This is a genomic window from Collimonas sp. PA-H2, assembly GCF_002564105.1.
Taxonomy (GTDB): domain Bacteria; phylum Pseudomonadota; class Gammaproteobacteria; order Burkholderiales; family Burkholderiaceae_D; genus Collimonas.
The window spans coordinates 5227680-5254405 of the sequence record NZ_PDBX01000001.1; the positions used below are offsets into that span (position 1 = coordinate 5227680).

Annotated in this window: 14 protein-coding genes and 1 pseudogene; 9 read left to right on the forward strand and 6 right to left on the reverse strand. The window is 59.7% G+C overall.

Translation table 11 applies throughout. The features are described from left to right. Positions 1–306 precede the first annotated feature (306 nt). Positions 307–2718: a TonB-dependent receptor gene (locus BCF11_RS23955; protein WP_098496963.1), complete on the reverse strand. Its 2412-nt coding sequence runs from the start codon at positions 2716–2718 to the stop codon at positions 307–309. Positions 2719–2966: 248 nt separating this feature from the next. Between BCF11_RS23955 and BCF11_RS23960 the strand changes: the two genes are divergently transcribed. Then, positions 2967–4349 (forward strand): FAD-containing oxidoreductase, encoded by a 1383-nt coding sequence (locus tag BCF11_RS23960; protein ID WP_098496964.1) that lies wholly within the window; start codon positions 2967–2969, stop codon positions 4347–4349. A gap of 75 nt (positions 4350–4424) precedes the next feature. On the opposite strand, the gene BCF11_RS23965 is transcribed toward BCF11_RS23960, so the two are convergent. Genes BCF11_RS23965 through BCF11_RS23975 form a run of 3 tightly spaced genes read right to left on the reverse strand, consistent with a single transcriptional unit; the run spans position 4425 to position 8788 of the window. Further along, the gene (locus tag BCF11_RS23965; protein ID WP_098496965.1) at positions 4425–6752 is read right to left on the reverse strand and encodes a CHASE2 domain-containing protein; all 2328 of its coding nucleotides are present in this window, start codon (positions 6750–6752) and stop codon (positions 4425–4427) included. Between the two features lie 7 nt (positions 6753–6759). After that, positions 6760–8082 carry a FecR domain-containing protein gene (locus BCF11_RS23970; RefSeq protein WP_098496966.1) on the reverse strand — a complete coding sequence of 441 codons (1323 nt, stop codon included), beginning with the start codon at positions 8080–8082 and terminating at the stop codon, positions 6760–6762. Beyond that, on the reverse strand, positions 8045–8788 hold the full coding sequence (locus BCF11_RS23975) for a response regulator transcription factor (RefSeq protein ID WP_098496967.1): 744 nt from the start codon (positions 8786–8788) through the stop codon (positions 8045–8047). The genes BCF11_RS23970 and BCF11_RS23975 overlap by 38 nt, the downstream gene beginning before the upstream one ends. 451 nt (positions 8789–9239) lie before the next feature. On the opposite strand from BCF11_RS23975, the gene bamE reads away from it, so the two are divergent. The 7 genes and pseudogenes from bamE (at position 9240) to BCF11_RS24090 (ending at position 23960) form a co-directional block, all read left to right on the forward strand. Next, positions 9240–10115, forward strand: coding sequence for an OmpA family protein (bamE, locus tag BCF11_RS23980; RefSeq protein ID WP_098496968.1), 876 nt, complete (start codon positions 9240–9242; stop codon positions 10113–10115). Between the two features lie 124 nt (positions 10116–10239). After that, the gene (locus BCF11_RS23985; RefSeq protein WP_098496969.1) at positions 10240–10644 is read left to right on the forward strand and encodes a transposase; all 405 of its coding nucleotides are present in this window, start codon (positions 10240–10242) and stop codon (positions 10642–10644) included. 853 nt (positions 10645–11497) lie between these two features. Continuing rightward, positions 11498–11617: pseudogene (locus BCF11_RS28720) on the forward strand (ESPR domain-containing protein); the annotation flags it as partial. A 192-nt stretch (positions 11618–11809) separates the two neighbouring features. Next, positions 11810–22000 carry a hypothetical protein gene (locus tag BCF11_RS28085; RefSeq protein ID WP_233212618.1) on the forward strand — a complete coding sequence of 3397 codons (10191 nt, stop codon included), beginning with the start codon at positions 11810–11812 and terminating at the stop codon, positions 21998–22000. Between the two features lie 74 nt (positions 22001–22074). Beyond that, complete coding sequence (locus BCF11_RS24080; protein WP_098496973.1) at positions 22075–22884, forward strand: OmpA family protein; 810 nt, start codon at positions 22075–22077, stop codon at positions 22882–22884. A 60-nt stretch (positions 22885–22944) separates the two neighbouring features. Continuing rightward, positions 22945–23427 carry a DUF4019 domain-containing protein gene (locus tag BCF11_RS24085; protein WP_098496974.1) on the forward strand — a complete coding sequence of 161 codons (483 nt, stop codon included), beginning with the start codon at positions 22945–22947 and terminating at the stop codon, positions 23425–23427. Positions 23428–23675: 248 nt separating this feature from the next. Further along, entirely contained in the window at positions 23676–23960 is a 285-nt protein-coding gene (locus BCF11_RS24090) for a hypothetical protein (RefSeq protein ID WP_143751441.1), read from the forward strand. Between the two features lie 105 nt (positions 23961–24065). On the opposite strand, the gene BCF11_RS24095 is transcribed toward BCF11_RS24090, so the two are convergent. Beyond that, positions 24066–24923 (reverse strand): pirin family protein, encoded by an 858-nt coding sequence (locus tag BCF11_RS24095; protein ID WP_098496976.1) that lies wholly within the window; start codon positions 24921–24923, stop codon positions 24066–24068. Positions 24924–24946: 23 nt separating this feature from the next. After that, positions 24947–25528 (reverse strand): NADPH-dependent FMN reductase, encoded by a 582-nt coding sequence (locus BCF11_RS24100; RefSeq protein WP_098496977.1) that lies wholly within the window; start codon positions 25526–25528, stop codon positions 24947–24949. 187 nt (positions 25529–25715) lie between these two features. Between BCF11_RS24100 and BCF11_RS24105 the strand changes: the two genes are divergently transcribed. Then, positions 25716–26114 carry a winged helix-turn-helix transcriptional regulator gene (locus BCF11_RS24105; RefSeq protein ID WP_369827869.1) on the forward strand — a complete coding sequence of 133 codons (399 nt, stop codon included), beginning with the start codon at positions 25716–25718 and terminating at the stop codon, positions 26112–26114. Positions 26115–26726: the final 612 nt, after the last annotated feature.

Here is a 26726-nt window from a genome sequence, read left to right on the forward strand (position 1 = left end):
GGGAAGGGAAGGAGACAAGCCTATCCTAAAATACCCGGGGCGGGCAAGGTGAGCTTGTGGACGACGGCTTGCTTAGCCGGGTTCCGGCAAGATATGCTGTTGCCGGCATGGGCGGGCGTCGGCACCGGAAGCGCAGTGCGAAAATTTCCTTATTGAAATATTTTTGCGCCAGACGCCGGGCCTGCCAGCACATCGCCCAGCTTGCCGCGGCGCCACGCCATGACTGACATGTGCCAGCCGGATCAGGCTTGATACGGCCTGCGCCGTCACTGACGGCGCAGATGCCGGGATTGCGCGTACCTGCTATCAGGAGAAATCGGCTTTCAGGGTCAGGAAGCCTTGGCGCGGCGGAATCGGATAGGTGTTGTAGGTGCCGCTGGCGGCGCCCACCACCACTTCCAGAGGGCCTTGCCGGTTGGCCAGGTTGGTGACGTTGAAGTTCCAGCGCGGGTTTTTCAGCAGGCTGCCCATGTAGGGCAATTTTCCTGAGAGATTCAAGCCCATCAGGAAATAGCTGGAGACATGCAGGTCGTTGGTGTAAGTAGCATATCGCTTGCCGACGAAATCGCCGATCAGCTGGGCCTCGACGCCGCCCACGGTGGCCGTCGCCACAAACTTGTTCATCCAGGTCGGCGCGCCAGGCACGGTCTTGCCGGCGGTCTGCACCACGCTGCTGCCGGAAGTGTAGTTATCCTGATACTGGGAACGATTGTAGGAAACGGCGTCGTAGAAGGAGACGCCGTGGCCGAAATGCAGCGTGCCGGCCAGGTCGACGCCATCGGTTTTGACGCTGCCGACGTTGGCCAGGATGGCGGTGCCGCCGACAATGGAACTGATCACCGGGGTGGGGCTGATCGACAGCAGGCGGTTGCTGAAATCGACATGGTAGAGATCGATCTGGCCGTCGAAAGCCTTGAGCGCGCCCCAGTTCAGCTGGCGCGTATCGCGCAGGCCCAGCTCATAGGTAACCGAGGTTTCCGGCTTCGCCGTGGATTTGAAAAGATCAAACGCTTGCTGGCTGGCCAGGCTCCACGGCGATGCGCCGCCGGCGCCGTAAGTCACGAACTGGCGCATGTTTTTCTGGATATTGGCGAACACCTGATCTTGCTTCGACAGGTTCCAGCGCACTCCGACGCCCGGCAGGAACCAGCTCTTGGTGACAATCTCGCCAACCGGCAGGGCTTGCGAGCCGCCGCCGATGGCAGCCGGCGCTTCCTGCACCGGGAACTGGCCGTCCGCAAATTGCAGGCTGGACTTGAAGCCGGCCTGCAGCGCCAGGTCAGGACGCAGCTTCCATTCATCCTGCAAGTGGAACTGGACCACCTTGTTGTCGATGCCGCTGCCGTACTGGGTGATTAGCGGGCCGGATGGGCGGGTGTACGGGGTACTCGGATTGTTGACGTCCAGCCCGTACCAGCGGCGGTAGGCTTCGGAGCGGTTGTGTTCAAGCCAGATACCGGCTTCCAGCTGATGGCTGCCGATATCCCAATGCAGCGTCGAGATATAGCCGTTGCGGTTGATGGTGTATTCCGTGGTGCGCGTGGCGTAGCCGGAATTGCCAAAGATCTGCTTCAGGTTCTGGTTCGGATAATAGACCGCAAACAAGGCCGGCAAGCCAGCCGCGCCGATCGGTCCGGCCACCACGCCGACGCCGTCGTCATGATGGAAATAGATTTGATTGGTCCAGCTCAGGTCGGCACTGAGGTTCGCTTCATACTTGGCGTAGGTCAGGAAATCGGTACGCTGCGCATCGCTGTAATAGTTGTGGTAATTGCTGCCATCCGCGGCAGGGGTGGCGCCGCTCGGCGACAGATAGGCCAACGCGCCGGCAAAATCGGGATACAGGAAGGAGCGCGTGTATGGTGTGCCTTTCTCGCCGGCGACGTGCACCGTCGAATCTTCGTTGGGTTCGGTCTTGTCGGAATAATTGGCATACAGGGTCAGCCGGCCGGCGCTGCCGTCGTGCACGAACTTGGCGTTGATCTGGTCGTTGCTCTGGCGGCCGTTGAAGTCCCAGGCCCTGGCCTCATGGTGCAAACCTGAAATATAGGCGCTGTTACCGCTACCAAATTCGCCCGTGTCAACGCGGATAAAGGTGCGCGACGTGTTGTGGCTGCCTACGGTCTGCTGCACGTTGACGTTGTACTTCGTCAGCGGATCGCTGGAAAAGGTTTCAATGGCGCCGCCCAGATTGCTGGTCGACGCCGTGCCCAGGTCGCCGGCTCCGGTCGAGAGCACCACGCTGCGCACGTTCTCACTGGTGACCGCGCGCTGCGGCGACAAGCCATTGTAGTTGCCGTACTGCTGGTCGCCGAGCGGCACGCCGTCCATGGTGTAACCGAGCTGCTGGCCGTTGAAGCCGTGCACGAACAGCGACAGGTTCTGCTCATTGTTACCCCACGGATCGGCCGTCTGGAAACTGACGCCAGGCAGTGTTTCCAGTGCTTTCAGCGGATTCACGCCAGGCAGGATTTTCTGGATTTCGCTGCCGCTCATGGAAACTGTGGAACGCGTCTTGCGTGTAGAAATTTCAACTGTTGTGATCTGCCCGCCGTCACTGGCCGCCGTTACCATATCGGTATCGGAATTGGCGGCGCTTGCCGGGGCTGCGGCTTGCGCATATGCGTGGCCGCCGGCTACGATGGCGCACAGGGCTGAAGCAGCCAAGGCGATGCGAGGTGATTTACGGCGCAAGGCCGGATACGAATGCTTGTTCATTAAAAACCTTTGTAAGGAAGCAGGGGGATTGTCAACGTGCGAGAGACTAGCCTGCTGTCGTTACAGGAGAATGACGGATGATCAGCGTTTGCAAGTATGTGGCTTTTGCGTCACTGGCTCCGCATCCGGATGCGGGCTCTGCCTGTTTCCATGCGCGAGACTGGCGCACTCTCTGAATCCAGTGCTGATATGATCAGCACCAGCATGCTGCAACCTCAAGCTGCGCCATTCTGTGGACGGAGAAAACCATGAACCAGCGATACGATGCAATCGTCATTGGCACCGGACAGTCCGGTCCCTCCCTGGCAGTGCGGCTGGCGAACGCCGGCCGCAAGACCGCCATCATCGAGCGCAAGAATTTTGGCGGCACCTGCGTCAATACCGGTTGCATACCAACCAAGACCCTGATCGCCAGCGCGCGCGTGGCGCACATGGCGCGCCGTGCCGCCGAATTCGGCGTCATGATCGACGGCCCGGTCGAGGTCGACATGAGGCAGGTCAAGGCGCGCAAGGATCAGATTGTCAGCCAGTCCAATCAAGGCGTCGCCAGCTGGCTCAGGAGCACGCCCAACCTCACGGTGATTGAAGGACACGCTCGCTTTGAGAGTCCGCACAGCGTAAGGGTCAATGGCGAACTGTTGGAAGCAGACGAGATTTTCATCAACGTCGGCGGCCGCGCCACGGTGCCCGATCTGCCTGGGTTGAAGGACGTGGATTTCCTCACCAACTCCAGCATGATGGAGGTGGATTTCCTGCCGCGCCACCTGGTGATCGTCGGCGGCAGCTACATCGGCCTGGAGTTCGCCCAGATGTATCGCCGCTTCGGCAGCGAGGTCACGGTGATAGAAGGCGGCCCGCGCCTGATCGGACGGGAAGACGAGCAAGTGTCAGCAAAGGTCAGAGAGATCCTGGAAGCGGAAGGCATCCAAATCAGGCTCGCCGCCAAGATCGAGCGCGTGGAGAAACGTGGCGATGAGGTACTGCTTGCCGTCGCAGACAACACGGCGTCGTACGAAATTTCCGGCTCACACTTACTACTCGCGGTAGGACGGGTGCCGAACAGCGGCGACCTCGGCCTCGACAAGGCCGGCATCGTGACCGACGAGCGGGGCTACATCGTGGTGGACGATCAGCTGCGCACCAGCGCAGCCGGCGTCTGGGCGCTGGGCGACGTCAATGGCCGCGGCGCATTTACCCATACTTCCTACAATGACTATGAAATCGTGGCGGCCAATCTGCTCGACCATGACTCACGCAGCGTCGCCGACCGCATCCCGGCGTATGCGCTGTTCATAGATCCACCGCTTGCCAGGATCGGCATGAGCGAGCGCGAAGTCCGCGCCAGCGGCCGCGCGGCGCTGGTCGGCACGATGCAGATGGCAAGGGTAGGGCGCGCGCGGGAGCGCAGTGAGACCCAGGGATATATGAGTGTGCTGGTGGATGCGGCAACGAAGAAAATCCTTGGCGCCATGCTGCTCGGCATTGAAGGCGATGAAGTGATCCATTCGATTCTTGATGTCATGTACACTGGCGAGCCTTACACCGCCATCCAGCGCGCGATGCATATTCATCCGACGGTTTCCGAGCTGGTGCCGACGCTGCTGGGAGACTTGAATTCGCTGCAGCCTTGAGTTGTTGCCGCCGCGGTTAGCCTGGTTCCGCTTTATAAGCCTTTGTTGTTAAAGGTTTCATATTTCAAGCTATTTTCAATCTGTCTGCTTCTGGCTGTTGTAATCGTACAATGGAAGCCCGATCAGAAAGGTCGCGCCTGCGCCTGGCGCGCTATGCGCATCCAACCAGCCATGATGCCGTTTGACCACTGCATGTACAACCGAGAGCCCGAGGCCGCGGCTGCGCGCCGGCTGCGGTACATCTTCGCGCGCCGCCTCGCGCGCCGGGTTGGAGCTCGACATCAGCTGCGCCAGTCTTGATGCACTGATTCCCTCGCCTTCATCGCTGACTGTCAGTACCACTTCAGCGGTATCGGCAGCTATATTCACGCAAAGATTGACCGTGCCTCCCACCGAGCTATGGCGTATGGCATTGTTCAGCAGGTTGAGCAGGGCGCGCGTCAGCATTCCCGGATCCACCCGTATCGGACAATCATCGTCGCCTAGCGTAGGCACCAGCGAGATTCCCCGCACTTTGGCATAAGGCCAGGCCTGGTCGATGGCATCCAGCATGATGGCGCCGGCCTGGGCCTCCGTGAAGCGATAGTCGCCGGATTCTGCCTCGGCCAGGTCCATGAAGCCTTCGGCCAGTCCCAGCGTGCGTTGCGCTTCGCGCCGTATGTCGTGCACCAGACGGCTTACATCGATGCCGGAACCCGGCTGTTCGTAAAGATTCAGCAGGCTCAGGATCGACACCTGCGGACTGCGCAGGTCGTGCGAGACAAAGCTGAGCCACTGCTCGCGCTTGCGCTGCGTCAGACGCTCGATCGTGAGATCCTGGAGTACGGCCAGCCAGGCGCGCGGGGCGGCGTTGCTGCCGTCAAGCCGGACGGTACGCAGCCTGAACACCTTGCCCTGCGATGTGGTGTATTCACCGGCGAAGGCTTGCGACCAGTGAACCGTCTGCTGGGGATTGCTGCCGGCGATCTGGTGCAGCAATGATGGCAAGCTATGTCCGCGCAGCGGATCATGCGCTACGTCGGACGGTAGCTGGGCAGGCGCCAAAAGCAGTTGCGCCGCGGCGTTGCTCTGGCTGATGCCGCCGTCGTCCTGGCAGATCAGCACAGCTACCGGCATCTGCCACAAGCCTTCGCTGAGCAAGGCCTGCATCTGAGACAGCCGGTCTATCGCGCGATCCAGCGCCTGCGTCTGGTTTTCGACGGTATGGAGCGCAGCGGGCACATTTGCCGGCGCCGGCTCAAAGGCGCCGGCAGGGATGGCGTTGAGGGTGCTGACCCGGTTACCGAAAAACAGCAGCAGGGAATTCAGCTGGCGCCAGCTCCACAGAAAATAGGCGATCGCCACGCCCAGGATGGGCGCAGCCGGAGGCAGCCAGCAATGGCCCCAGAGCATGCTGAACACGCACAGCGCCAGCCATCCCAGCGCGGCGCCGCAGGCGCAGGACAAGGCATGGCGCGCGCTGTGCAGGAATAGCAGGAGCACCAGCCAGATTGGAAAGACCGTCCATGCAAAGAGCAACCGGCCTTCTGCAAAAACGATGGCGCGGCCCTGCTGCAGCACATCGATGGCATTCGCATGCAGCTCCAGGCCAGGCATGCGCATCTGCGGCCCGACGCCGGCGACCGGCACGTCGTCGCCTAAGCCAGAGTCACTGACAGCGCCGATCAGCAGTGTTTTCCCTTGCAGGAATTCCGCCGGGACTTCGCCGCGCAAGACACTGACATAGGGCACGGTGCGATAAGTCCTGGAGGCGCCGGCAAGCGCGAAACCGAATGGTTCCCGCCGTTGCCAGCCGGCGGCATCCGACGCTTCCAGCATGGTGTGCGCCGAAACTAGGTGAGGCGAGGCCATCAGCTCGCCGGCATATGGCTGCAGGTTGCCGGCGACGCCTTCACGGCGGAACAGGCGGCGCGCGACGCCGTCGGCGTCGGGCGTCAATTTGGCATGGCCGAGTCCTTTGGCGTTGCGTGCAAACTGGGCCAGCGGCGGCACAAAACTGGCAGTGCCAGACGGGTTGTCGCCAGTTTCGGCATAGCGCAGCGGCAGGAACACCGGCAGCTTCAGCATCGCCGCCGCCAGCTCCTGGTCCGCCTCGGATTGGTGGCCGGGCTTGTCGAGAAACAGATCGAGCAGGACGGCACGCGGCGTGTACGCAGACAGGCGCTCCAGCAGTTGCGCATGCACGCTGCGCGGCCACGGCCAAGGCCCTAGTTCGCTCAAGCTGCGCTCATCGATGCCGATCAGCAGGATATCGGGCGACGGTTCGTGCACGTCAAGGCTGATCAGTTTGTCGTAGATTGCCAAATCGGCTTGCGCCAGGCCAGGTTGCTGGCCGAGCCACACCATGATAGGCGGTAGCAGCAATGCGATCAGTGCCCATTCGATCAGGAAACGATGTTTCATCGGCGACTCAGGGAGCAGGCACTTCAAAGCTGCCGCTGAAAGACTGTGCGGTGGCCGCAGCTGCAGACGGATCCCCAGGCGCGCCGCCGATTTCAATGCTGCGCCAGTAATACTTTCCCGGTACGACGAAAGGTCCTACCGTCACGTTGGTGCCGTAGAATGCCGCGTCTTCGGCCAGCAGCGGGCTGAATTCCGCCGTGCGGGCTAGTTCAAACCTGAATTTCTGTCCCGATCGCCCCGGCCAGCGGATCTTGTAGCGGCCATTTCCCAAACTCTCGACGCCGCTTTTCCGAGAGGCGCTGGCTGCAATGTATACAGTGCTGTCGCTGGGCAAGCCCTCAAGCTGACGGCTATCGAAAGCGGTCAGGCGCAGATGGTAGAAACCCGCGTCGAGCGTATCGGGCAGCGTAAAGCGGGGCAGGCTGGAGCGCTGCTCATGCATCAGCTGCAGGAAACGATCATCGCGCGCGAGTTGCAGCCGGTAGCCGCTCGCGTCCGGCTGCGACGCCAGCAGGACATCGCCGTCGACAGCCGCTTCGATGCGCTCCGGCGCCGGCAGCAGCGGATGCGATTGCATGGCGTCGCTGCCGGCCAGCAGCGAGCCTTGCGCGACGCCGACCAGGAGCTTGCGCGGGTCTGCCGCAATCTCGTCGGCCGCGACTTTGCCTTCAATCACTTCAACCGTGACCACATTGTCTTCATCACGCACCCGGAAATGCGTGCCGCGCACTCCGAGTTCGGCTGATTTGGTGCGAATCTCGAAGTGCCTGCCGTTCTGCTTTTCCACATGCGATTCCAGGCGTCCGCTCAATAGTTCGAATTGCACCAGCTGACCGTTGATCACCAGTACTTTGACAGCGCTGCTGGATGGCATGACAACGTGGCTATCGTCGACCAGGGTCATGCTCAGGAACGCGTCTTGTTCGGTCACCAGCACATCGCCGGCTTGCACGCCGGCGCCGCGCGTCAGCGGCCGTTGCGCAGCGTTGCCGCGCTTGAGCCAGGCGGAACCGGTCAGTTCCGTCACGATCGCAACGTCTCCGCCCAGCACCAGCACCTGGCCGAGCTTGAGGCGCTCCGGAGCCCGCACGGCATTGTCCTTTTGTATCTCCTGCCAATGCAACGGCGATTGCTTGTATTGGCGCGACAGTTCCCATAGGGTATCGCCGGGGCGCACCACATGGGTCTGGCCTTGTTGTGCGAACACCGGTCCCGCCAGCGCAATCGCCAATAACAGCAGCAGATTCCGGATCGTCCCTGGACGTCGCTGCGGCAATGCGCTAGCAGCTGCTTCAAACGGTGGGTGGAGCCGCATCTTGTATATTGTCATCGCTGGTTTCTAGTCGATAGCCCTGGCCGTAGACGGTTTGCAAGCGCAAGCCGCGGGCCGCGTATAAACCGAGTTTTGCGCGCAGGCGGTAGATCTGGCTGTCCAATGCACGGGTTGTCAATTCTCCGTCGTGCCCCATGCTTTCCATCAGATAGGCGCGCGATACCGCCTGGCCGAGCTTGCGGAACAAGGCGAGCGCCAGCCTGAATTCGCGTTCGGTGAGTTCGAAGCGCTGTTTTTCTCCGTCCTGTTCCACGCTGACGCTGGACGAGAGCCGGTCGAACACCCAGTTGCCGTAACGTTCCAGCGATTTCGATGCGGCGGGGCGATTGCGCTGCAACAGGCGCCGCACCCGCGCCGCCAGCTCCAGCGGCCGCAACGGCTTGACGATGTAGTCGTCGGCGCCTATGCCCAAGGCATTGGCGACGTCGTTCTGTGACGAGCGCGAACTGAGCATGATCACCGGCGTTTCACTCTGCTGGTACTGGCGCAGCCAGTGCAGCAAATCGACGCCGTCCAGGTCCGGCACGTTCCAGTCCAGCACCAGCAGGTCGAAGGTTTCGCGCCGCAGCGCCCGCCGCAATGCCTCGCCGCGTTCGAACGTGACGCATGAGACGTTCTCGTCGTCCAGCGCCAGCTGGTGTTCGAGGGTGTGGACCAGATACTCCATCTGGTTAGGTTCGTCTTCAAGTACGGCGATACGCATCGGAGCGGATTCAGTTAAATGGATGGAGAGAGAAAGGCGATTGCCATGATTGTAGTCCGCAACACTGCATAAAATTTACACATTCTTGCCTGGGTCCTGGCTATCGGACAGCCTGAAAGCGGCCCGGCCGGCGACAGCCGCCACGATCCGCCAGTTCTTGCTTCGGATGAAAGATCATACAAAACACGGCAGTGGGCATGATCGTCTCGCGAGAATTCGTCAGAATCTGTCGCCCAGCCAGGCCCGCGGGCGGGTAGTACGATATTTAATTCATTTACGCAACTAAATGTCATCATAAAGCAGAATGCAATTCTGATGAATTCTCGCAGAATGATTTCGACGGATTTTTTTTTTAATAACATCGCTCCATGCAAACTCAAGACAAGGCGACTAGCAGTTTCGTCAGGCTGGAAATGTCAGGGCTAGTGGGGCAATTTCAGGAGATGGAATCATGGTTCAACCAGGTCGGACTGCAATCCTGCGGATGGCAATGAAGTCCTTATTGCTGTCTATCGCAACCCTGGGTGTTTTCCTGCTCGGCGGCTGTGCCGGCCAAGGTCTGGCTGGCATGTCGCGAGAGCGAGCCAGTCTTGCTGCACCGCAGGATAGGGATTTTCCGAATCCTGCTTCCGCCACTTTGCGGCAGGGTACGTTTCCCAATGTGGAATCGTTGCGCAGCATGCAGGCCGGAATGAGCAAGGACCAGGTCCGGCAGCTGCTAGGTTCGCCGCATTTTAGCGAAGGCATCATCGGCGTGCGGGAATGGAATTACCTGTTCCATCTGCGTAGCGGCAAGGAAGCGGAGGACGTGGTTTGCCAGTACATGGTGCGTTTCGACGGCACTGTGCGTGTCGCCGGCATGTACTGGCGCAAGCCGGATTGTGCATTACTGGTCGACCCGCCGCCGGTTGAAGCGCTGCAGGCGAAGGCTGCAATGACGCCGCAAAAACTGACCTTGAGCGCGGACAGTTTGTTCGGCGCGGAAGGCAGGGGTTTAAGCGACATGGCGCCGGAAGGCCGCTTGAAAATTGAGCGCCTGGCAAGCGACATCAAGCGTAATTTCAGGCGCATCTATTACGTGGTTGTGACGGGGCATACCGACCGTCTCGGCTCTGAGGCTGACAAGATGGCGCTGTCGCTGGCCCGGGCCGACGCGGTGAGCAAGCTGCTGGCGCAGCAAGGCATAGACGCCAAGCTCATCCGCGTTGCCGGCATGGGCGACCGGCAACCGCTGGCGCAGTGCGCCGGCACGGTGAAGACGGCGGTGTTGCAGGATTGCCTGCGCTCCAACCGACGCATCGACATCGAAGTGCTTGGGGAAGAATGAAGTGCAAGCGTATTTGAAGTATTTGCATCGGCTGGCTGCCTTTTTTGATAGCGATAGCGTGATGCATGTGCCGCCAAGCCATCGGCATTTTACTGCAGGAATAAATTTTCAGTAGAGCTTTTTCATGGATGAGATACATAAATACGAGATGAAACTGCGCGACGATCAATGGCTGCAGCTGGAGCCGTTCATGATCGGCAAGGCTAGCGACCCCGGCATGTGCGGCCGGAATAATCGGCTGTTCATGGAAGCCGTCTTGTGGATAGTGGCGAATAAAGGTTTATGGCATCGCATACCTTCCGAGTTTGGCAAATGGAACGCGACCTACATGCGGTTCCGGCGCTGGACTGAGAGTAATTTCTGGCGCTTCCTGGCCCAAAGCAGAATCCAGGATCCGGACCTGTTGCGCATGCTGGCAGAGATTGCCGACTACGCCGATTTATATACCAGGCGCAAGGAGCAACGATTGCTCAGAAGGCACCACAAGAAGCTGTATATGGGAGAGCTCCTGGCGTCCAAGGCGGTTTAAGGGGGCCAGGGCTGGCAAGGTCCTTTATCGGATTTAATTGTCAGAAAATGTTACTTGAAAATAAGATAAGACGAAGACAAAGCGAAATTCCATCCTGACCGCGAGCGCTTAAACGAGCAAGCGGGAAACTCGATTTCAGATTAATGGCGCCATCTGTCCGCAGCAGGCATTTTGCGAATGGGGAGACTTGCGCCCTGAAAAAACATGCTTCTGTATTCGTCAACAATGCCATGAACAAGAGGGAAGTCCGGTCGTAGCGATGGTCCGATTGGCTGAGTCATTCGAGGCACTCATTACTTTCTGCAAGACGACTGACAAGCACAGACCATCCTTGTTGCGCAATGCGTCGGGAAGCCCTCATGCATTCATATTGAATGCACAAAATGGAAAATTTCCACATGGAAATTTAAATGTAAACAACTGTTAAAAAATGGCAAGAATTGTCAAATGTTAACAAGTAGAAATTACTTTTAAAAAAAACGGTGCTACTTTTTACTCAGCCTGAGAAAGACTGAAGCCACAGATATCAAGGCTGGCCGAGATAAAGATAAGACGCGAACGATTCTTGAATTGATTGAAGCGTCGAAATACGGAGAAGACAAATGAAAAAAACACTTCAGAAAATAGGCGTCAGGACCGACGCCGGACGCGATACGACGTCGAGTTGTCGCAAGGCGTCCGTTTTCCAAAACCGGCATTACTGTTTCCATGCATGCCGTTCGAAATGCATTCGGCTATGCAACCGGACAATAAATTATCCGCGCCCATGAGCGTTTCAACTTTTAGGTTGTGGCGATCAATCTGATTTGCTGCTGAAAGTCCAATTTCTACTTATTTTGGCGGGGAGCCAATCATGAACAAAGTTTATCGCACAGTCTATAGCGAGAGCCTGAATGCTTGGGTTGCAGTCTCTGAATTGGTTGCTGCCAAAGGCAAACGATCGGGATCCAGTTGCGTCGGTGGCGCGCCCGTTATGGCGACCGGTTCTGCATGGGGAGCTTTCTTCGGAGGCGGATTTCCATTGAAGACTTCGGTGGTGGCGCTAATACTAGCGCTGCCATTGCCTGGGTTTGCCAGTACTATCAGCAACTCCGGCGGCTCTGCTTGTGGCAATACCTTCACAGGTGCAGATGGTACGGTCTTTACGGCGCCGGGAGCAGGGGCAATGTTTCAGACCGACGGCAATGGCTATTTCTCGACGGTTGCCGGCTGTGGTGCCACTGGGGGCAATCATCTTGCCGTAACTTTGTTCGGTGCGGGCACCCAGGTTACCGGAGACTACGGTGCGGCATTGGGTTTTATGAGCCAGGCCGGAAACCTGGCAACAGCGGTAGGTACGCAGTCGATTGCCTCAGCCGCCAATTCGGTGGCTGTTGGCTACACTGCGAATGCGTCGGGCGGCAATGCCATCGCGGTCGGGTGGGCTGCCATTGCTAGCGGCACTAATGGTTCCGCCTTCGGCGCGAAGGCGGTTGCCTCAGGCGGCAATTCGGTGGCTCTCGGCGTCTTGAGCAATGCAGCGGGGGCCAGCGCTACCGCGATTGGATTTCAAGCTAACTCGTTTGGCAATTTTTCAATTGCTTCGGGTAACAACGCCGTTGCAGGCGTGGCAGGTTCGCCGACTGTTGCGAACGATGTTGCGATCGGTAATTCTGCTCAAGCCATCGGTGGAAATTCGGTGGCTCTCGGTAACTTGGCCAAAGCGTCAAGCGCCAATTCGGTGGCAGTCGGCCTTCAGGCCAATGCGTCGGGTGGAAATGCCATCGCGGTCGGGATAAACGCCATTGGTAGCGGCGATAATTCTGCCGTCTTAGGCGCGGGGGCGACTGCCGCTGGCCAAGAATCGGTAGCTTTCGGTGACTTGGCCTTTGCATTCGGGGCCGGCGCTAGCGCGATTGGATTTCAAGCTAACGCGTTTGGCTATTTTTCAATTGCTTTGGGTGACAACGCCATTGCAGGCGTTGCAGGTTCGGCGACGACCATTGAGAACGATGTTGCGATAGGTAATTCTGCTAAAGCCACCGGTGGAAATTCGGTGGCTCTCGGTTACTTAGCCAATGCGTCGGCCAGTACTTCCACCGCGATTGGATCTAGCACTACAGCCTCCGGCGTCGGCGCCACGGCAATCGGCACGAATGCGACCGCAGGCGCGGCGGCCGCGGCGCAGAATTCGATCGCCATCGGCGGCCAGTCCTCGGTCGGCGCAGCTAATACCTCGGGCATCGCGGTCGGACGTGGCGCTACTGTCAATGGCGCATTCGGTATTGCGCAAGGCGACGGGATTGTCAGCGGCGCAACGGGCCAAAACGTAGCAATAGGCTCATCTGGCACAACAGCCAATTCCAGTACAGCTGCTGGTGGGGCCGTAGCAATCGGACGTGGACAGAAAGCCACTGGCAATGGTGCCGTTGCGATCGGTGATCCAAACGTATCGAACGGTACCGGCGCTGTAACGATGGGTGCGAATAACACAGCCGCTGGCAATGTTGCCGGCACTACTGCGGCCAATGGCGCGGTTGCCATCGGTAACGGCAATAGCGCAATCGGGCAGGGCTCGGTGGCGCTCGGCAATGCCAGCAATGCAGCTGCGGCTGGCGGTGTAGCACTGGGCGACACTGCTGTCGCGAATAACACCAATGATGTCGCCTTAGGTTCGCATTCAACTACCGCAGCGCCGCACACAGGCACTACAGCACAATTCGGCGGCACTGCCGCCGGCGTGGAAGCGGCGGCTTCGACCAACGGCGTGGTGTCGGTCGGCGCTGCGGGTACTGAGCGTCAGATCCAGAACGTAGCAGCTGGCGTCATATCGGCGGCCAGCACCGATGCTATCAACGGTTCGCAGCTGAATTCGGTCGTTACCGGCGTCAACAATCTGGGAACCACCACAGCGAGCACGCTGGGCGGTGGCGCGACTTATAGTCCGGCGACCGGCAATATCACCGGCTTCAGTCAGCCCATCAACACCGTGAGCGCCACTGGAGCTGTGACCGGTCCGACGGCGCAGACGACGGTCGCCGCTGCCTTAACAGCCCTTAACACCAATGTCGATAACACCGCCAATATCGCAGTCAAGTACGATGCGGCTGGCGGCAGCAAGATCACCCTGGGCGCCACCGGCGGCGCCGGTGCAGGTGCACCGGTGACGATCACCAACCTGGCGCCGGCGGCGTTGAATGCAACCAGCACGGATGCAGTCAATGGTTCGCAGCTGTTCGCGACAAATAGTTTGATCAACAACATCAACAACGGCGCGGGCATCAAATACTTCCACACCAACTCGGTCCTGGCGGACAGTTCACCGACCGGTACCGATGCGATTGCGGTGGGTCCTGTCGCCAATGCTTTCGGCAATGACTCGATTGCACAAGGTCTGAATGCGGTGGCTGGCGTCAGCGGCACGCCGGCGACGGCGAACGATATTGCCTTGGGCAATGCCGCCAAAGCGACTGGCGGCAATTCGATCGCCCTTGGCGCCGGAGCCAACGCTAGCGTTGCTGGTTCCATTGCATTAGGTCAATCGGCAACCACGACGAGTACGGCATCGGCAGCTACCGGCGGCACTGGCAGCGTAACCAACGCCACGATAGGCAGCGCTACTTATGGCCCGTTCGCCGGCGCCAGTTCGAGCGCAGGCGTGGTAAGCGTCGGCGCGGCAGGTTCTGAGCGCCGGATACAGAATGTCGCCGCCGGACTGATTGGCGCCAGCAGCACGGATGCCATTAATGGCAGTCAGCTGTACACCGTGGCAAGCACTGTAGGCTCCAACATCAGCAGCTTGTCGACCTCGACCTCAACCGGCCTGAGCACAACTAACAGTAGCGTGGCGTCGTTGTCGACATCAACATCGACGGGCTTGAGCACGACCAATAGCAATGTGGCGTCGTTGTCGACATCAACATCGACGGGCTTGAGCACGACCAATAGCAATGTGGCGTCGTTGTCGACATCAACATCGACGGGCTTGAGCACGACCAATAGCAATGTGGCTTCGTTGTCGACATCAACATCGACGGGCTTGAGCACGACCAATAGCAATGTGGCTTCGCTGTCGACATCAACGTCGACGGGCTTGAGCACGACTAACAGCAGTGTTGCATCTTTGTCGACGTCGACTTCGACCGGCCTGAGTACGACCAATAGCAGTGTGGCTTCGCTATCGACTTCGACCTCGACCGGCCTGAGTACGACCAATAGCAGTGTTGCATCTTTGTCGACGTCAACCTCGACCGGTTTGAGCACAACCAATAGCAACGTGGCGTCGCTGTCAACCTCAACCTCCACCTCTGTCGTTTCGCTGTCCACTGGCATCAGTACGGTGCAAGCACACACGGATAATCTCGGAAATAGCACGGCAAGCACGCTGGGCGGCGGCGCGACTTACAATCCGGCGACCGGCACCATCAGCGGTTTCAGCCAGCCGATCAATACCGTCAGCGCTACAGGCGCCGTGACGGGACCAACTGCTCAGACGACGGTTGCCGGTGCTCTGACTGCATTGAATACCAACATTGATAACACGGCCAATATCGCTGTCAAGTACGATGCGGTCGGCGGCACCAAGATCACTTTAGGTGCGACTGGCGGCGCCGGTGCAGGCGCTCCGGTAACGATCACCAACCTGGCGCCGGCGGCATTGAATGCAACCAGCACGGATGCGGTAAATGGTTCGCAGCTATACGCTGTCACCAGCGGCAAAGCCGGTCCCTTTGTGTCAGACAATAATGTGACGGCAGTGCAACCGGTATCGAGCGGCGCCAATGCCAGCGCCGGCGGCTTCGGCGCAACGGCAACAGGCGCGGCGTCGACAGTGCTGGGTAACCAGTCTACCGACAACGGCAATGCCAATGCGACGGTATTGGGCCAAGGCACCAGCATTGCGGCTGGCACGGCTGGCAGCAATGTGGCGCTGGGCCAGGGCAGCACGGTGGCAGCGGCTGCGGTGCCGACCGCCGGTGCAACTATCGGCGGCACGGCTTATACCTTTGCCGGCGGAGCGCCCACCGGAGTCGTCAGTGTGGGCAGTGCAGGATCGGCTCGCCAGATCACGAATGTGGCGGCAGGTCAGTTGAGTGCAGCCAGTACGGATGCGGTGAACGGCTCGCAGCTGTTTGCCACCAATACAGCTATCAATACGATCAACAATGGCGGTGGCATCAAGTATTTCCACACAAATTCGGTCTTGGCGGATAGTGCGCCGACCGGCACGGATGCGATCGCCGTGGGGCCTGCAGCGAATGCTTTCGGCAATGACTCGATTGCGCAAGGCTTGAATGCGGTGGCTGGCGTCAGCGGTACGCCGACGACGGCGAACGATATTGCCTTGGGCAATGCCGCCAAGGCCACCGGCGGCAATTCGATAGCCCAGGGCACCGGGGCGGTAGCCAATTCTGCGGGAGCGATCGCCATCGGCCAGACGGCCACGGCAACCGGCGGCAAGGCGGTATCGATCGGTGTCGGTAATACAGCCAGTGGCAATGGCGCAGTAGCCATCGGCGATCCGAACTCAGCCACCGGCACTGGCGCCGTGGCGATGGGCGCCAACAACACTTCCAATGGCCAGGGCGCCGTAGCGCTCGGCAATTCCAACACCGCTACCGGCCAGGGCTCGGTGGCGCTGGGCAACACCAGCAGTGCGACAGCGGCGGGTGGGGTAGCGTTGGGTGATACTGCCGTGGCCAGCAACACCAACGATGTTGCCTTGGGTTCGCATTCAAGCACAGCGGCGCCGCACACCGGCACTACAGCACAATTTGGCGGTACCGCCGCCGGCGTAGAGGCGGCAGCTTCGACCAATGGCGTTGTTTCGGTCGGCGCCGCAGGCACTGAGCGCCAGATCCAGAACGTGGCGGCAGGTGTGATTTCGGCTAGCAGCACTGATGCAATTAACGGTTCCCAGCTGAATTCAGTCGTCACCGGCGTCAACAACCTGGGTACGACGACGGCAAGTACGTTGGGCGGTGGCGCTAGCTATGATCTTGCCACAGGCAACATCACTGGATTCAGTCAGCCGATCAACAGCGTCAGCGCTACCGGCGCCGTGACTGGACCTACCGCGCAGACGACAGTTGCGGCTGCCTTGACCGCATTGAATGCCAACGTCGATAACACGGCCAATATCGCGGTCAAGTACGATGCAGCTGGCGGTACCAAGATAACCTTAGGTGCAACAGGCGGTACGGGCGCCGGAGCGCCGGTAACGATCACCAACCTGGCTCCGGCGGCCTTGAATGCGACCAGCACCGATGCGGTAAATGGTTCGCAGCTGTACGCTGTCACCAGCGGCAAAGCCGGTCCCTTTGTGTCAGACAATAGTGTGACGGCGGTGCAGCCGGTATCGAGCGGCGCCAATGCCAGCGCCGGCGGCTTCGGTGCAACGGCAACAGGCGCGGCATCGACAGTACTGGGTAACCAGTCCACCGACAACGGCAACGCCAATGCGACGGTGCTGGGCCAAGGCGCCAGCATTGCAACTGGCACGGCCGGCAGCAATGTGGCGCTGGGCCAGGGCAGCACGGTGGCGGCGGCTGCGGTGCCGACCGCCGGTGCAACTATCGGCGGCACGGCTTATACCTTTGCCGGCGGCGCGCCTACCGGTGTCGTCAGTGTGGGTAGCGCAGGATCGGCACGCCAGATCACGAACGTCGCGGCAGGACAGCTGAGTGGAACCAGCACCGATGCGGTGAACGGTTCGCAGCTGTTTGCCACCAATACAGCTATCAATACCATCAACAATGGCGGTGGCATCAAGTATTTCCACACCAATTCGGTCTTGGCGGATAGTGCGCCGACCGGCACGGATGCGATTGCGGTTGGGCCTGTAGCCAATGCTTTCGGCAATGACTCGATTGCGCAAGGTCTGAACGCGGTAGCCGGCGTCAGCGGCACGCCGGCGACGGCGAACGATATTGCCTTGGGCAACGCTGCCAGCGCGACTGGCGGCAATTCGATCGCCCTTGGCGCCGGAGCCAACGCTAGCGTTGCTGGTTCCATTGCATTAGGTCAATCGGCAACCACAACTAGCACGGCATCGGCAGCTACCGGTGGCACTGGCAGCGTAACCAACGCCACGATAGGCGGCACCACTTATGGCCCGTTCGCCGGCGCCAGTTCGAGCGCAGGCGTGGTAAGCGTCGGCGCGGCAGGTTCTGAGCGCCGGATACAGAATGTCGCCGCCGGACTGATTGGCGCCAGCAGCACGGATGCTATTAATGGCAGTCAGCTGTATACCGTGACAAGCACTGTAGGTTCCAACATCAGCAGCTTGTCGACTTCGACCTCAACCGGCCTGAGCACAACTAACAGTAGCGTGGCGTCGTTGTCGACATCAACATCGACGGGCTTGAGCACGACTAACAGCAGTGTTGCATCTTTGTCGACGTCAACCTCGACCGGTCTGAGCACAACCAACAGCAACGTGGCGTCGCTGTCAACCTCAACCTCCACCTCTGTCGTTTCGCTGTCCACTGGCATCAGTACGGTGCAGGTACACACGGATAATCTCGGAAATAGCACGGCAAGCACGCTGGGCGGCGGTGCGACTTACAATCCGGCGACCGGCACGATCAGCGGTTTCAGTCAGCCGATCAACACCGTGAGCGCTACCGGAGCTGTGACGGGACCTACTGCACAGACCACGGTTGCAGGGGCCTTGACGGCGCTGAATACAAATATCGATAACACCGCCAATATCGCGGTCAAGTACGATGCGGCAGGCGGCAACAAGATCACCCTGGGCGCGACCGGCGGCGCTGGTGCGGGCGCACCGGTAACGATCACCAATTTGGCGCCGGCAGCCTTGAACGCGACCAGCACGGATGCTGTGAATGGCTCGCAACTGTATGCAGTCACCAGCGGTAAAGCCGGTCCCTTCGTATCGGACAACAGCGTGACGGCGGTGCAGCCGGTGTCGAGCGGCGCCAATGCCAGCGCCGGCGGCTTCGGCGCAACGGCAACAGGTGCGGCGTCGACAGTACTGGGCAACCAGTCCACCGACAACGGCAACGCCAATGCGACGGTGCTGGGCCAAGGCGCCAGTATTGCGGCTGGCACAGCCGGCAGCAATGTGGCGCTGGGCCAGGGCAGTACGGTGGCGGCGGCTGCGGTGCCGACCGCCGGTGCAACTATCGGCGGCACGGCTTATACCTTTGCCGGCGGCGCGCCTACCGGTGTCGTCAGCGTGGGCAGTGCAGGATCGGCTCGCCAGATCACGAATGTGGCGGCAGGTCAGTTGAGTGCAGCCAGCACGGATGCGGTGAACGGCTCGCAGCTGTTTGCCACCAATACAGCTGTCAATACCATCAACAATGGCGGCGGGATCAAGTACTTCCACGCCAATTCGACGCTGGCCGACTCAACGCCAACGGGTACCGACTCAGTTGCCGTTGGTCCTGCAGCGGTGGCAACCGGAGCTGGCAGCTTCGCCGCCGGCAATGGCGCGACGGCGAACAACGCCAATGATGTGGCATTGGGTGCGGGTTCAAGCACAGGGGCCGCAGTGGGAACGGCGAGCATGGTGATCAATGGCGCGACGTTCAACTTCGCAGGTGCTACCCCTGCATCGACGGTCAGCGTAGGCAGCGTCGGCAATGAACGTACCATCACCAATGTCGCGGCGGGCCGTCTCAGCACTACCAGCACCGATGCCGTGAACGGTTCGCAGTTGAACGCAACCAATACAGCGGTAACCGGTATCGGCAATACCCTCAACAACATCAACAACGGTGGCGGCATCAAGTACTTCCACACCAACTCGACGCTGGCCGACAGCAACGCGGCGGGTACCGACAGCATCGCCGTCGGACCGGTCGCCAATGCCTACGGCAATGATTCGATCGCCCAGGGCCTGAATGCGGTGGCAGGCGTCAACGGCACGCCGGCGACTGCCAACGATATCGCGCTAGGCAATGGCGCGCAAGCGACAGGCGGAAATTCGATTGCGCAAGGGACCGGAGCGATAGCAAATTCCGCCGGCGCCATCGCCATCGGTCAGACAGCGACGGCAACCGGCGGCAAGGCGGTTTCGATAGGCGTGGGCAATACTGCCAGCGGCGACGGTGCGGTGGCGATTGGCGATCCGAACAATGCGACCGGCACGGGGGCGGTAGCAATGGGCGCCAACAATACCTCTAACGGCCAAGGCGCCGTGGCGCTGGGAAATGCCAACACGGCTACCGGCCAAGGCTCGGTAGCGCTGGGTAACGCATCGCAGGCGAACAATGCAGGCGCCATCGCTTTGGGCGACACTGCGACGGTGTCGGCTGCGGCGACGCAAGGGATTGCCATCGGTTCCGGCGCGTCTTCCAACAATGCCGGCGCAGTAGCTTTGGGCGCAGGAAGCACTACGGCGGCGCCAATAGCAACAACAGGCGCGACCATCAACGGCACTGCTTACAATTTTGCCGGCGCCACGCCGACAAGTACGGTGAGCGTTGGCGCGGTCGGCGCGGAACGTACTGTCACCAACGTTGCTGCCGGCCAGGTCAGTGCGACCAGCACTGACGCAATGAATGGTTCGCAATTGTTTGCCACCAATACGGCGATAAACACCCTGGGTACGACAGTCACGAATATCACCAACGGTAAGGCCGGTCCATTCGTGTCGGATAACAGCGTAACGGCAGTACAGCCGGTCTCGAGCGGCGCCAATGCCAGCGCCGGCGGCTTCGGCGCGACCGCAACCGGCGCCGCGTCCACGGTGCTGGGCAATCAGGCGACGGATAACGGCAACGCCGACGCCACAGTGCTGGGGCAAGGCGCGAGCATTGCGGCTGGCACAAGCGGCAGCAATGTGGCATTGGGCCAGGGCAGTACGGTGACTACCGCTGCAGTAGCCACCACCGGCGCGACGATCGGCGGCACTGCCTACACCTTTGCCGGCGCAGCACCGGCAGGCGTGGTGAGCGTGGGCAGCGTGGGGGCTGAACGTCAGATCACGAACGTGGCGGCAGGGCAGTTGAGCGCGACCAGCACCGATGCTGTGAACGGTTCGCAATTGTATGCGACCAACCAGCAGGTCACCATCAACACCACCAACATCGCAGGAAATACGACGGCGATCAATAATCTCACTGCCGGCAAGACTGGTCCATTCGTATCGGACAGCAGCGTGACGGCGACGCAACCGGTCTCGAGCGGCGCCAATGCCAGCGCCGGCGGCTTCGGCGCGGTAGCGTCCGGAACCAACAGTACGGCCTTGGGCAATGGCGCGCAGGCTGCCGTCGCCAACAGTACAGCCGTGGGGCAGGGCGCTACGGCCAGCACAGCCAATAGCGTGGCATTGGGTAATAGTTCGACCACCGGAGCTGCGGTTGCTACCGCCGGCACCACGATCAAGGGGACCAGCTACACCTTCGCCGGAGCAGCGCCGGTGGGCGTGGTCAGCGTCGGCAGCGCGGGCAGCGAACGGCAGGTCACCAACGTGGCTGCTGGCCAGTTGACTGCCAGCAGCACCGATGCCGTGAACGGCAGCCAGTTGTTTGCGACCAATACGGCGATCAATAACCTGACCTCTGTCGTGGCGCTGGGCCAGACCAAGTACTACAGCGTGAATTCGACTGGCGGCAGCAATGAGCATAACGAAGGAGCGACGGGACTGGACGCAATTGCATCCGGCAAGAATGCGGCTGCCACCAGCATGAACGCAGTGGCGATCGGCGCCGGCGCCAGTGCGACAGCCGGCGGCGGCGTGGCGCTGGGCGGCGGCTCGACGGCTGACCGCGCCGGCATGAACGGCGGCAAGGAGCAGTTCTCCAATACCGCGGTGGCGTCCACCCAAGGTGCGGTTTCGGTCGGCAGCGCCGGCAACGAGCGCCAGATCACTAACGTGGCGGGCGGCACACAGGCAACCGACGCTGTCAATGTGCGTCAGCTGCAGGCGGTGCAGTCAGGCGGTGTGCGTTACGACACCAATCCTGACGGTACGACCAACTACAGCAGCGTCACCATGGGGAACGGCAGCGCTACGGGACCGGTAGCCGTCCATAACGTCGCAGCCGGCACCGCGCCGACGGATGCCGTCAACGTTCAGCAGCTCAATAGCGGCGTCGGGGCGGCGGTGCAGCAAGCCAACCAGTACACCAATTCGATGGGTATGCAGCTGCAGAACAACATCAACGATGTCGCGAAAAAAGCTTATGCCGGGGTCGCTGCGGCGATGTCGCTGGAAAGTGCGCCGTATGTGCCGGGCAAGTGGACCTATGCTGCGGGTGTCGGCTACTACCAGAACCAAAGCGCGCTCGGTATTTCCTTGCGTAAAACGTCGGACAACGCTCAGTGGAGCGTCTCGGGCGGCATCTCTGGCACCACCTATGGCGGCGTGGCGGCGCGGGTCGGCGTGGCGGGGGTGATCAATTGAGTAAAACGACGCCATGCGCGACCGCTGTACGACGCAATGCGTCGACTAACCGGTTAATTTACCGAGGAACGAAGATGCCACTCTCACTTAATACCATCAGGCGTGTCTTGAGCGTACTTGCGCTGTCGTGCGCAAGTTTTGCGGCAGTCGCCGCGGAGGCCGACGAGCCGAAATTCCCTGCGCTCGACAGCTCTTACCTGAAGACCGGGGACTTTGTCGGCCCGGGTCGTGTCGTGCGCGTCAGACCGGGCCTTAACAAGGACCAGGTGCGCCTGGAGATCGGCAATCCTCATTTCAGCGAGGGGATCTTTGCGGTGCACAGCTGGAATTACGCGTTCAATTTCTACACCGGCAAGAACGACGAATACGTGACCTGTCAATTCATGGTCAACTATGACTCGGACGACCATGTTGCGTCTACCCGCTGGAAAGATCCGGATTGCCAGAAATACCTGAATCCGACTAACTCAACGACGGTTCTCGCAGACCAGCCGTACCATCAACGCGTCACCCTTGCTGCAGACGGCTTGTTTGCCTTTGGCAAATCCGCTCTTGCTGACCTGACCGGACCGGGTCGTGAAAAAATCGACAACCTGGTGAGCCAGCTCAAGCAGGATGGCGTCAAACTGACTTCTGTGGTTGTGACAGGGCACACAGACCGGATCGGCAGCGAAACTGCCAATTTCACCTTGTCCAAGGCGCGGGCTGAAACCATCCGCAGCTACCTTGTGCAGCAAGGGTTAGAGGACAAGGCGATAAAGGCTTATGGCGCAGGGCTATCGCAGCCGGTGATCCAGTGTCAGGGCGAAGTCGTTACGCCGCAACTGGTGCAATGCCTGCAGCCCAACCGGCGTGTCGAGATCGAAGTCATGGGCGAGAAATGAGGAGCCGGCGTAAGTCCGTCGGAGAATGCGCAGCAGCCTGATCCAGATTGAGAGAGACAAATGATTTCATTTTCAGCGTTTAAAAAAGCTGCCGGCGTCTGGGCGTTCGCAATGATCGGTTTAGCTTTGGCCAATCCGGCGTCGGCCCAGATAGACGGCTCGATCGACAGTGCCGTCGTTACCGCGACCCAGTGGGCAGCGATGGCGGATGCCAGCCAGGCCGATCGCATGTGGGATCAGAGTGGTCCCGCCATGCAGAAAAATATCAGCAGGGATGGATGGATCAAGTACCAGGGGGCGGTGAAAAAGGACCTGGGAGCTATCGGCGGACGTCAATGGGTGCAGATAGTGCGCATCACCGATCCGCCAAATCTGCCGCCTGGCGAATACATCAACATCGCATTTACATCGCGGTTTTCAAAAGGCATGGCGGTGGAAAAAATTTCGATGATACAGACCACAGGGCAGTGGATTCCTGTCGGTTATGTCATAACGAAAATCGAAGCTGGAGCGGCAGCGCCGAATCTTGCCAAGACGAGATGAACTGACGATCATACGTACGAATGAGGCAGGCAAGATGCAAAGGGAGCGATACCGAGTATTGCTGTGAGAGATTATTTTAAAGCACTATTGGCGGCGTCCGTGTGTCAGAAAAACACGGAATATTGCCCGTCAACATTGAATTTGAAAACTCTTGTGAAATGCCGCTAACCCCAATAGACATGCGGCGTGCCACTCCCTAAGATTGTTCTTAATGCACCTTTTCCGCAATGCTGTTTCTGGAGTACGTAATGGACGTTCACATCGAAAACTGTTTTATCGATGAATGCATAGATAAAATTCAAACACTGGCGGCGCTGTCCCTCTATGGCGATAGCGTGGAGCTTGCAATCCTTGTCGTCATCCACGATGCTTGCCGCTATCTCATCCTGACCAAACCGGGCGATCCCGAGCTTAATTTGCTGGCATTCAAAGAGCAACTTGCCAAGTTGGCGGCCCATACGCATAGAAGCTTGCCGCATTACAAGAAAACTCTGGCCTATGCAGCCTCGCTCATCGTGATTCATCAGGTCTGACTACGCGATCTTGCCTTGCTTAACGCAAGGCAAGGCTCTCTTTGCTGCAACCATAACTTCGCAAAATTATCACGCGAGACTTAACGCAACACTAATCCCCGGATTTCACAAACGCCGACCGTTAATGGGTTCGTTGTTCCCGGCGCGAATCGCCGCAATATACGCCTCGCCATTGCGCAGCGCGGCCGGCGTCGTATGCACTGAATAATTGCCGAGGATGAGATCGTGCTTGTGCGGGACCGCTGAGCCGATAACGAATTCGGCATCCGTCACGGCCTCGAATTCCACCGCGTCGCCAGACGCTTCGAAAACCGCTAAATTCCCATGCCGTAACTCGTCCGGAACCCTTGCCGTGCCCGATGCCATAGCGACCCACAGGACTGTGTGGCCCGCCGGCGGCTGGTAGCGCCAGCGCTCGGCGGCTCGCATGCGCACGGCCAGGTAATTGATAGGGGATGGCGCCTGGATAGCGCTGGCCGCGGCGCCATGGCTGCCGAGGAGGACGCGCGCGGGGCCGTCCTCCTGTATCGCTTCGGATGCTTGATACATGCTTACAGTAGGACCTAGTTCCAGCTCTGGCGGCAAAGCTATCCAGAGCTGGAATCCGCGCGTCCGTCCCGGCTTGTCCAGGCCACCGCCGTGCCACATGCCGCGTCCGGCCTGCATCCATTCGACGCCGCCGGCGGACAGCACACCCTTGCTGCCGTCCGGATCTATATAGCTGATGGCGCCTTCAATGACGTAAGTCAGCGTGGCGATTCCGGAATGCGGATGCAAACCTATGTCGAAGGGCTGGCCTTCGAAGTCAAACAGGTCGAGAAACACGAACGGCTTCATGATTTTACCCAGGTTGGACGGACTTGCCAGGCGCGTTATCGGGCCGTGTGTTCGCCCCCTGGTGAGCTGCGCAATGCGGCGCGCGGGGCTAGGTGCGACTTTGGGATAGGTGGCGGAGAGGGTCATTTTTATCCTCGGAATAATGCGGTTTATGCGGCTGTACGCGCCGTTTTCAGGGCGGCAGTCCACCACAGCAGATCGTCGATCATTTTTGCCGCGGGTTCCGCAAGCTCGGCCAGCCCGGCGCCGACATCGCCGCCCTGGAAGTGCGCCCATAGCACAGCGGCTGGAATATGTACTGCCGAGCGCACCGGGGCGAGCTGCAGTTCGATGGCGGTTTCGCGCAATTGCTGGACGCTGCGGACGCCGGCGCTACCGCCATAACTCACGAATGCGGCAGCCTTGCGGTTCCACTCCGGATAAACCCAGTCGATGGCGTTCTTGAGCACCGCCGAGGTGCCGTAGTTGTATTCAGGGGTGACGAAGACGAAGCCGTCTGACTGTGCGATCGCGGCGGTCCATTTTTGAACGATTTCATTGGAGTAGGGCGGTCGGCCGGGCATGGCGGGCGGCATGGGCTGGTCGAAGAAGGGCATGGGAAAGTCGCGCAGATCGAGCAGCCGGACGTCGACGCCGTCACGCTGCCTGAGATGTTGTGCAATCCAGTTTGCCGGTTGGTCGGAAAAACGTCCTTCGCGCGTGCTGCCGATGATCACTGAAATGATGCTCATGTTTTGCTCCTGGCTGATGGTCGAGAAATAAAGATCCGCATACGCCACAGAGCGCCAATGAGGATCGTTCCGAGTAACAGCTTCACACCTGGCATGGCATATAATCTAGGTATCAAACTGTAACCTAGACTATTGTAGTGACCGGTGATAAGCTCCACAAGAAGGCACACATTTGATACCGGAGCACATAGAAGTGACTGTCAAGCAACCCGACCACGCGAGCCCAGATTGCCGCGCCATCAGTTCCGTGCTGGCGCGTGTCGGCGATAAATGGAGCGTCCTTATCATCGTCTTGCTCGGCGACGGCTCAAAACGCTTCAATGAAATCAAGCGGGCCGTGGGTGGTATTTCGCAGAGAATGCTTACCTTGACGCTGCGCGGACTGGAGCGCGACGGCCTGGTGACGCGAACCCAGTTTCCAACGATTCCGCCGCGCGTGGATTACGAGCTGACCGATCTCGGACGCTCCTTGTGGATCGCTGTCGAACCGCTTGGCGCCTGGGCGCAAGGGCATGTGGCGCACATCACCAAGGCGCGCGCCGAGTTCGACGAAAAGATCAACTATTTTGAAAAAAACATCACGTAGCAGTGCGGGTTTTCCTGCATCCACTGGAAAATTTTAGCAAGATTCCTGGCCAAACATTGATTGATCCAATCTGAGCGATAGCTAGAATAAATTCGTGGGGCAGTATTGTTGGGTATACTCGCGCCCAGGGAAAAACAATATGGGATGCCCGCTTCACTGCGCAAATTCCGACTACGGCAGCGGACGAGTTGTGTCAAATAGCTGGATTTTCTTCCGCCGCTTCTGACCTCGCCATGTTTCCACTCTCTCAAGTCAAGAATCTTCACGGAGACCGTCTCTGCTACACCAGCTTGCTATTCCATGTGGACTTCGGGGAATTGGCGGGCTATTCCGCGTTGGTAAACGGTCCAGTTCCGCTGAAGGCAATTGAAGGCAGCCGGACCATCGGTCAAGCCAAATACCACAACAGAAAAAAGGAGTCGCGAATAAAGTAATCCCCGACATTTACGCTGTGTAGCCTTGATGCCCGTGCCGCCCATGGTCTGTGGCTGTCGCCACAATCCTGTTCGGTAGCGCTAGGGCGCTCCTGTTTCCGTGGATCATAGTACTTTGGGATCGCGCCTGGATTTGCATGCGCGCCAGGGTTGTATGCGTTCGCGCATCGGGCAGGGG